This is a genomic window from Rhodocytophaga aerolata, from assembly GCF_030503435.1.
Taxonomy (GTDB): Bacteria; Bacteroidota; Bacteroidia; order Cytophagales; family 172606-1; genus Rhodocytophaga; species Rhodocytophaga aerolata.
The window spans coordinates 1-6,892 of sequence record NZ_JAUKPO010000090.1; the positions used below are offsets into that span (position 1 = coordinate 1).

At 37.2% G+C, this 6,892-nt stretch carries 10 protein-coding genes; 4 read left to right on the top strand and 6 right to left on the bottom strand.

Features of this window, described 5'->3' with window-relative positions:
* Positions 1-410: 410 nt before the first annotated feature.
* From Q0590_RS36175 to Q0590_RS36190, 4 genes are all read left to right on the top strand, one after another.
* Positions 411-803, top strand: coding sequence for a hypothetical protein (locus Q0590_RS36175; RefSeq protein WP_302042565.1), 393 nt, complete (start codon positions 411-413; stop codon positions 801-803).
* Between the two features lie 48 nt (positions 804-851).
* Entirely contained in the window at positions 852-1,472 is a 621-nt protein-coding gene (locus Q0590_RS36180; protein ID WP_302042566.1) for a hypothetical protein, read from the top strand.
* A gap of 70 nt (positions 1,473-1,542) precedes the next feature.
* Positions 1,543-2,013, top strand: coding sequence for a hypothetical protein (locus tag Q0590_RS36185; protein WP_302042567.1), 471 nt, complete (start codon positions 1,543-1,545; stop codon positions 2,011-2,013).
* Positions 2,014-2,062: 49 nt separating this feature from the next.
* A complete protein-coding gene (locus Q0590_RS36190; RefSeq protein WP_302042568.1) occupies positions 2,063-2,746 on the top strand; it encodes a macro domain-containing protein in 684 nt (227 codons plus the stop codon).
* Between the two features lie 19 nt (positions 2,747-2,765).
* Here Q0590_RS36190 and Q0590_RS36195 read toward each other — a convergent pair whose 3' ends face one another.
* The 6 genes from Q0590_RS36195 to Q0590_RS36220 all read right to left on the bottom strand — a co-directional run.
* On the bottom strand, positions 2,766-3,233 hold the full coding sequence (locus Q0590_RS36195; protein ID WP_302042569.1) for a GNAT family N-acetyltransferase: 468 nt from the start codon (positions 3,231-3,233) through the stop codon (positions 2,766-2,768).
* An 84-nt stretch (positions 3,234-3,317) separates the two neighbouring features.
* Positions 3,318-3,812, bottom strand: a complete 495-nt coding sequence (locus Q0590_RS36200; protein ID WP_302042570.1) for a cupin domain-containing protein — start codon at positions 3,810-3,812, stop codon at positions 3,318-3,320.
* Positions 3,813-4,198: 386 nt separating this feature from the next.
* Positions 4,199-4,567, bottom strand: a complete 369-nt coding sequence (locus Q0590_RS36205; protein ID WP_302042571.1) for a lysozyme inhibitor LprI family protein — start codon at positions 4,565-4,567, stop codon at positions 4,199-4,201.
* Between the two features lie 108 nt (positions 4,568-4,675).
* On the bottom strand, positions 4,676-5,911 hold the full coding sequence (locus tag Q0590_RS36210) for a DUF6438 domain-containing protein (RefSeq protein WP_302042572.1): 1,236 nt from the start codon (positions 5,909-5,911) through the stop codon (positions 4,676-4,678).
* 75 nt (positions 5,912-5,986) lie between these two features.
* A complete protein-coding gene (locus Q0590_RS36215) occupies positions 5,987-6,688 on the bottom strand; it encodes a hypothetical protein (protein ID WP_302042573.1) in 702 nt (233 codons plus the stop codon).
* An 11-nt stretch (positions 6,689-6,699) separates the two neighbouring features.
* On the bottom strand, positions 6,700-6,892 hold a 193-nt coding region (locus Q0590_RS36220; RefSeq protein ID WP_302042574.1), incomplete at its 5' end, for a DUF4261 domain-containing protein.

Here is a 6,892-nt window from a genome sequence, read left to right on the forward strand (position 1 = left end):
TTTATTAGTATCATTTTGGCAAGAATGCCATAGATAATTTTTAAACATGCTCTAAGACTTTTCTATATTATCCATTACAGAAATGGTGTTCCTAACACTCCAGGAAAAAGCTCAATATGTGTGGAATAACGGAAAATATTGTAGCAGTAGAAGGGAGGACCGTTACCGTATTAATTTGTACTGGATGGGTAATTTCTATGCTGAGGTATGGTATGATAATGTGGCTAATGGAATCAAGGATGTTGTTTTGAAAGAAGCTTTTCACAACAATTAGGTATGAATCTAACAGCCAGTAATTACTCTCCAGAATTATAGAGGTATAAATTACACTGTACACTTTTAATTCTTTGCAGATACGTTCACAGATTTTTTGACTTTATCTTGTGTCTTTCACTTACAAATGGCATAGGATGGCTCCTCTTATACAGAATCGGTTTATAGCAAGTATCATTATAGTGTTTGGACTACTATTTATCCACAAACACTCAGTGGCACAAGCCAAAATTGGAAATCTTCTAATTTATACGGTAGACAAAAAAGGGAAGCCTTACTCAGATTATTTGGTAAAACTAGATGTTTACTATCCAGCGTACGAGCGCTACCTTCCCTATGCAGACTTTGCAGCTTTCGTGTATAATGATTTAGGAATGAATATTTTTAACAATCTTCCACAAGGGAAGTATCAAATCTATGTGCGGTGTTCAAGAATACAAACCGAAGCCACCAAAGAAATCTATTTTACTCCATCTAAAAGAATCAGCCAAGTAGTTATTACTTTAGATCAACAGCAGTATTGGAAATAACTCATAAGCCTATTTCGTATCAATAAACCGTAATACAAAGAACACACAATGCCAGAAAAAATATATTATCTTGATCCTGCCAAAGAACAGTCGCTTATAACAAGATGGGGCTTTAACTGGAAAAACTTTACCATACTATTAAATAATCAACCCATTGGTACAATAGCAACCCAAAAAGAACTCAAACAAGGCAGAGAATTTACGCTACCTGATGGTCAAACGCTAGGTGTTAAATTAACAGGGGCAATTCAACCAGAATTAGAGTTATTGTTAAATGGCAAAGAACTTCCTGGTAGTGCTACTGATCCCAATGAACAACTTCGTCAAATATTCAACTTAACCATTTTCTTAGGTATTCTAAATGTGGTCATTGGAATAGTATCCCAAATGGCAAACATTGATGTACTTACCCAAATGGGGCTTGGTATAGGGAGTATCATGGTAGGCATAGTAATGGTTGCCCTAGCTTTTGGTATCAGAAACCGATCTCTAGCTGCTTTGATAGCTGTTATTGGGTTGATCGGCTTAGATATAGTCTTAACCTTTTACTTTGCAACACAGAATCCTTCTGCTCCGAATCCTACAACTACTATATTGATTCGGCTATTTCTCATTTACTATTTATGGAGAGGTATAGCAGCAATTAGGAAACTAAAAGCGGAAGGTTAAATTCGAGCAGTAATATTCAGGAAAACAACACTCATTGAGTACAAGTTTATAAAAGTATATTATAACTAGCATGGAAAGCAGTAAGAACGCTTATTTTACGTTCAAATATGGACTTCTCCTCTTGGGAGTACTATTTACTCTTTTCCCTATACTATGCTTTGTTTCACTAGAGAACATAACCTATAATGGAAAACCAGGTCCACCCCCTCTGTGGGATTTGGTGGAGATTATGCTTATCGGGTTATTGATTATAGCCCTTAACCTGCTGCTCCAAAGGAAGCTCTATTTTGCCAGCTTGGGAGGTCAGAAGGTTAGATTACAAAATGGAAAAAGGGTTGTAGAAGAAAATTGGATGGAAGTGGATTCTGTTAAGCTGATACCTATTGTTTTCCCTCCCTTATACAAAATCACCTTTAAAAACAGAGAAGGCTATTTCTTATTTACTTCTGGACAATTTGGTATCAATTTGTTTGGATTTACCATCGATTGGAGTGATATGGGATCATTGATCAAGAAAAAGAAAAGAGAACTAGGTATTTAACAAAGCATGAACAACTTTCTTAACAAGAAAAATTGGTCTATCGAAACTAATGCTACATCAACTTATCCGATATATTAAAAGATTGCAAATAGAGACTCTAAAACCATTTGGCAAGCAAGCTACTACCCCACTAAAGCTTAGTATTTGTGAACAAAACAAAGAAATAGCCCTTCACCTAGCTGAGTTTTTTAAAGGGGAACCAGGTGTTGAAATACTATGCGGGAATATTTTATATCTGGCTGCACATGCTATTGTCAGTCCTGCCAACAGCTTTGGAGATATGGGTGGAGGCTTAGATAAAGCCATTGATGATTTCTACGGTGGAGAAGCGCAGGCAAGAGTGCAAAAGGAAATTAGGGAAAAATACTGGGGAGAACTGCCTGTCGGCACTGCTGCCATCCTTGAGATGCATACCCCTAAATTTCCTTTTCTGATTGTGGCTCCCACCATGAGAATACCTGGAAATGTGAGTAGAACTATTAATGCCTATTTAGCTATGCGAGCTATCCTAGTGGCTGTACTAAAATATAATCTGGACAGGGGTAATAAAATTATTCATATAGCCCTATCTAGCTTATGTACAGGGGTAGGTGGCATGCCCTATGTGGAAGCTGCCGAACAAATGCTAGTTGCCTACAAAACCATTATCCATGAAGAATGGAGAGCAACTGTACATCCCAGTATTGCACCTTATGTGTTAGGACCAAAGTGGATCAGAACTGAAAAGAAATAAGCTGGAGTTGCCCCTACAACTATTGTAAGGTTGAGCTTACAGTCTTTTCAAAATACATACTCACCTGATTAGGTGAATAGTCTCCAAAGCGTTCAATTTGAGAATAGCCTTGCTTTTGGTAAAACCTAAGTGCCTGGTGATGTTTATTACCTGTCTCTAGGCATATACGCAACATACCTTTTTGCCTGGCATACTCTTCCAGATGTCTTAAAATGTTCTCAGCAATAGAGGAACCACGATAAGCTTCTTCTACATACATTCTTTTGATTTCCCCATAACTGTCAGCTAGCTTGATAGCTCCAATGCCTACAAGCGTTTGCCCATCATATGCACCTAGCATCAAAGCCTTGTTCTGCACTAATGACTGGGGTGATTCTAGATTACACCTCTCTACGCCATATAGACTTATCTGATAGGTATTCAGTTTGTCAATCAGGCTCATTACACGTTCATCAGTAGGAAATACTCGCTTAATAGAAATGGTCATTTTTTATTAGAATATAATGATCTACATTAAAGGGAGCAAGATAGAGTTGTTACCCTAATACCAAAGGAATTTTTTCGTGGGGATTCATCCTAAATAGTCTGGGGGGTAAAGGGTTTGTCCATACTTTTGGGCTAAGGCTTTTAACTTTTCTAACTCCTCAGCAGATAAACTGGGAGGTGGTAAAAATACGCCTGCCTCCACAGGTTTTCCTATTTCTTTAAAAAAGCTGTCCAACCCTGCTGGAACTACTGTACATAATAAATGGGCAATTTGGTCTGTAGTATTTTTAAAACTGTGAACTGCCCCTCCTAGTGGAATATTTATCAATGAACCTTTTTGTGCCCTATAGCCCCCTCCTTCCATTTTAAACTCTATTTCTCCTTCCACTACATAAAACATTTCTTGCATGTCTTTATGGGCATGAGGACCTGGTCCGCCACCTGGTGGAACCAGCATGTCAATAACTGCATAGTTGCCCCCTGTTTGTTCGCCTGAGATGAGAATCCGATAAGAGTTGCCAGCCACTGAAAGACTTTGCCCTTCTCCCTGGTCAATGGTAGCAATGCTGTTAATTGTCATTGTTTTAGGTTGTTTTTTAGCTAAGATACCTCTCTAGCATGATTGCTAACGAGTATAGATAACTTATATGGTTTGTATATACCAAGATAGAAAAATAGGCTTTGAAAGAAAACTATCTGATTCTGTTAAGTGACTAGAACAAAAGCTTATGAAGATAAAAGCTAGTCTTTTCATTAGGCTCATAAAGGGCTGTAGATACGTTATATTTTCCAGGTACTAACCCAAGTACTAGGAAGTCAACATTCTCTGCTTTGTTTTAACCGATCTGCCATCCCAAGCTGCATCAAATAAGTATTGCATTAGAGTTACAAAAGTCACTGTTAGTGCAGGCTCCCAATTATCAATAGTTGCACAGTCATCTAAAAGTGAATGTTAGCTTTACTGCATTACAGTCCTCTACTTTGTAAACTTGCTTTTAAATCTTCAATTCTTGCTTTTGTCTTCTCTTCCAAACAAGTAGCCCACACCATAGGTTGGATACTTCCACCATCAAACTCTTCTGCTGCAAAATCGCAGTGGGAATCACGAAATTTAATCCAACTTCTTTGAGCTTGGATTAACAGTGATTTTTCTTTTGGGTTTAAGCTACCGAGTAATTTCTTGTAAACTAGATTTAACTCCTTATCAGCTTTTTTGTAATTGTTATAGGCTTCTTCATTCATTTCTAGCTGCGTTTGAGCAGATAAATCATGAAAGATACTAGCTAAGCCTAGTAAACTGAGTACAAGTGACAGTATAGTCAGTGTTTTCTTCATAAAACAGGAATTAATCAAAGAGTATGAGTGCTTATGGCTGTTGTTTTTTTACTTGCTAGGCATTGTTCAAAATGCACATTATTATCTTAGTGATGGTCTTGGTAGCTTTTATTTTTCCCATTCTTCCATGGCTCGTATTTTTCTATGCTTCAAATTCTTTTCAATAAAGTTATAGCCTAAATCAAGGGTAAGTAAAACCTTTTTCTGATGATAAAACCGATAGAATCTACCATCAGATTTAATAGCTGTAACTTGGTTGCTATTTTTGCTTTCTTCTATATCCTGGAAGTAATTAAAAGATACCTGATAGGTTGGAGTAAAATCTTTACTTGTAGCCTTAGCTAATCCCAATTCCTGCCATAGAACAAACGCTTCTGTTTTCTCTATATTCAGAATGGAATCCTCTTTGATAAAGTCAAAATATTCTAGGTGCAGGTAAAATGGCAATCCTTCTTCTGCTATTTTCTCTAGCTTGGTGGTTTGGTAGGCAAAGAAAGCAGGAATGTATGCCCATACTAGCTGTTCAGGGGCTGCCATATCCGAATCTACGACAGTTTTGTAAATCATCCTGTCTTTCATGAAGCTGGTCGTAGTAACGTATGGATGGCTAGATATAAAATTAGCATGATAGTAGGTAGTGTCTAGATTCTTGATATAGGCTTTTCTAAATTTCTCAAAAACATAGGATGTATACACTTTTGATAACCTGCCCCGATAGAAGCCTTGCTTATCCATCCTCCCTTCTCCATGAAAGAATATTTCTCCGTTTGAATCAATACTAATGCTCATTACGGATGAACAACTATAACAAAAAGTAGAGAAAATGATCCTATCAAAAGCTGGTAGGCTATCCTTAATAGCTGGCAGTTTGAGAAAAGTTACGGGAATACTATCATTATCTTGAAGGATTAATGTATCAGGGACTAGTTTCTTGATCAGTAACGTTTGATAGGTATTTTTTACTTTATGAAATAACTTAAATGTATCTTTATTCAGCTGGTAATGGGTAAAGTTACCTAAGTACCGTATAGAATACCCTTTTGTTGTACTGTCATCGGTTATTTGAACAAATCCTTTGAAATAATCTAAGCTATCCTTATAAATACCCAAACCTACAGGTTCATACAAATCGATTAAGGAGTGTGAAGGAGGAAGAGGAACATGTTCTGGCATAGCTATTTCAAGGCTATCTTCTGTAAGCCAAATGGTATCTCGCTTTGCAAGTTGCGTTTCGGTGAGCTCTATCCAATCTCCTAATAGGAGTGTTTCATAGCTATTGTCCTTCTTCTGCGCTTTTTGGCATGAGACAAAAACCAGTAAAAAAAGCCATATATAATATTTCATCTACTATGACTAAAGGAATGAAGATATGTATGAGTTGATGTACAAAGTTGATTTAGCTACTAATCCTTCTATCCTTTATTTGCCTTTACTTTGTTTCTTCTGTAGCTCAAGTATTCGCTTCTGTCTTTGCAATAGCTGCTGTTCTTTTTCCAAGATCATCCTTTTTCTTTCCAGCTCAAAACCTTCATCGGGTATCTCAAACCCACAGCCTCTATAAAATTCCTGGTCTTGAACAATAACATCAATAAGTAATTCTATCTGCCGATTAAGGCTATCATTATTGGTTCTCAACTTTTGAAAACTTCTCCAGCTAGGATTTCGCTTCAAGATAATACCAATCTCAGGCACCCAAAAGAGGCTCACACAGCCATCCATCGTTACTGCATTGCTCGCATATTTATAGACTTTATATTCCTTCTTTACTTCTGCATTGCCGAAAAAAAACAAAGAAGTGCTATTGACCATGGGAAGCATATGATCCCGCATATGGTTTCCTTTAGAGACAAGTTGGGCATCAAATTTTTGAGCTTCTTTTAAAATGTAGGTGATAGTATCTGGGGTTTGCTCAACTTCATAGATATATGTTAACGTATGGATGCTATCTTTTACAGAGGATGAATACTGTAGGGGTTGTTGCTTCAACTCTACCATGGTACAACACTCCAGATCATAGGCTATATAAGAATATTCTAGCTTCCCAGCAGGTTGTGCTACTTCCTCTTCTTGCCTGGCGCAAGAGAATAATCCAAATATGGAAAATAAAAGTACTAATCTCACCTAATTTGCTGCTAGTAAGCTATCTTTAAAGTCTGCCCTTCTAGAAATTTCCCTTTTGATTGGATAATCTTTAGCTTCTGCTCAGCTGAGAGTCCAATGGTTTCGCCATCCTGCAAGCTCACATCCTGGGAAATGACATAATGAACTAGTGAGGTACTCCCCATTATTAGGACCAAAAATGGGTAATTGTTGATTGAAATTTCG

Bases quoted from the DNA above. Each gene is read 5' to 3' on its own strand.
- Q0590_RS36175 (WP_302042565.1), top strand. From the start codon at position 411: ATGGCTCCTCTTATACAGAATCGGTTTATAGCAAGTATCATTATAGTG.
- Q0590_RS36180 (WP_302042566.1), top strand. From the start codon at position 852: ATGCCAGAAAAAATATATTATCTTGATCCTGCCAAAGAACAGTCGCTT.
- Q0590_RS36185 (WP_302042567.1), top strand. From the start codon at position 1,543: ATGGAAAGCAGTAAGAACGCTTATTTTACGTTCAAATATGGACTTCTC.
- Q0590_RS36190 (WP_302042568.1), top strand. From the start codon at position 2,063: ATGCTACATCAACTTATCCGATATATTAAAAGATTGCAAATAGAGACT.
- Q0590_RS36195 (WP_302042569.1), bottom strand. From the start codon at position 3,233: ATGACCATTTCTATTAAGCGAGTATTTCCTACTGATGAACGTGTAATG.
- Q0590_RS36200 (WP_302042570.1), bottom strand. From the start codon at position 3,812: ATGACAATTAACAGCATTGCTACCATTGACCAGGGAGAAGGGCAAAGT.
- Q0590_RS36205 (WP_302042571.1), bottom strand. From the start codon at position 4,567: ATGAAGAAAACACTGACTATACTGTCACTTGTACTCAGTTTACTAGGC.
- Q0590_RS36210 (WP_302042572.1), bottom strand. From the start codon at position 5,911: ATGAAATATTATATATGGCTTTTTTTACTGGTTTTTGTCTCATGCCAA.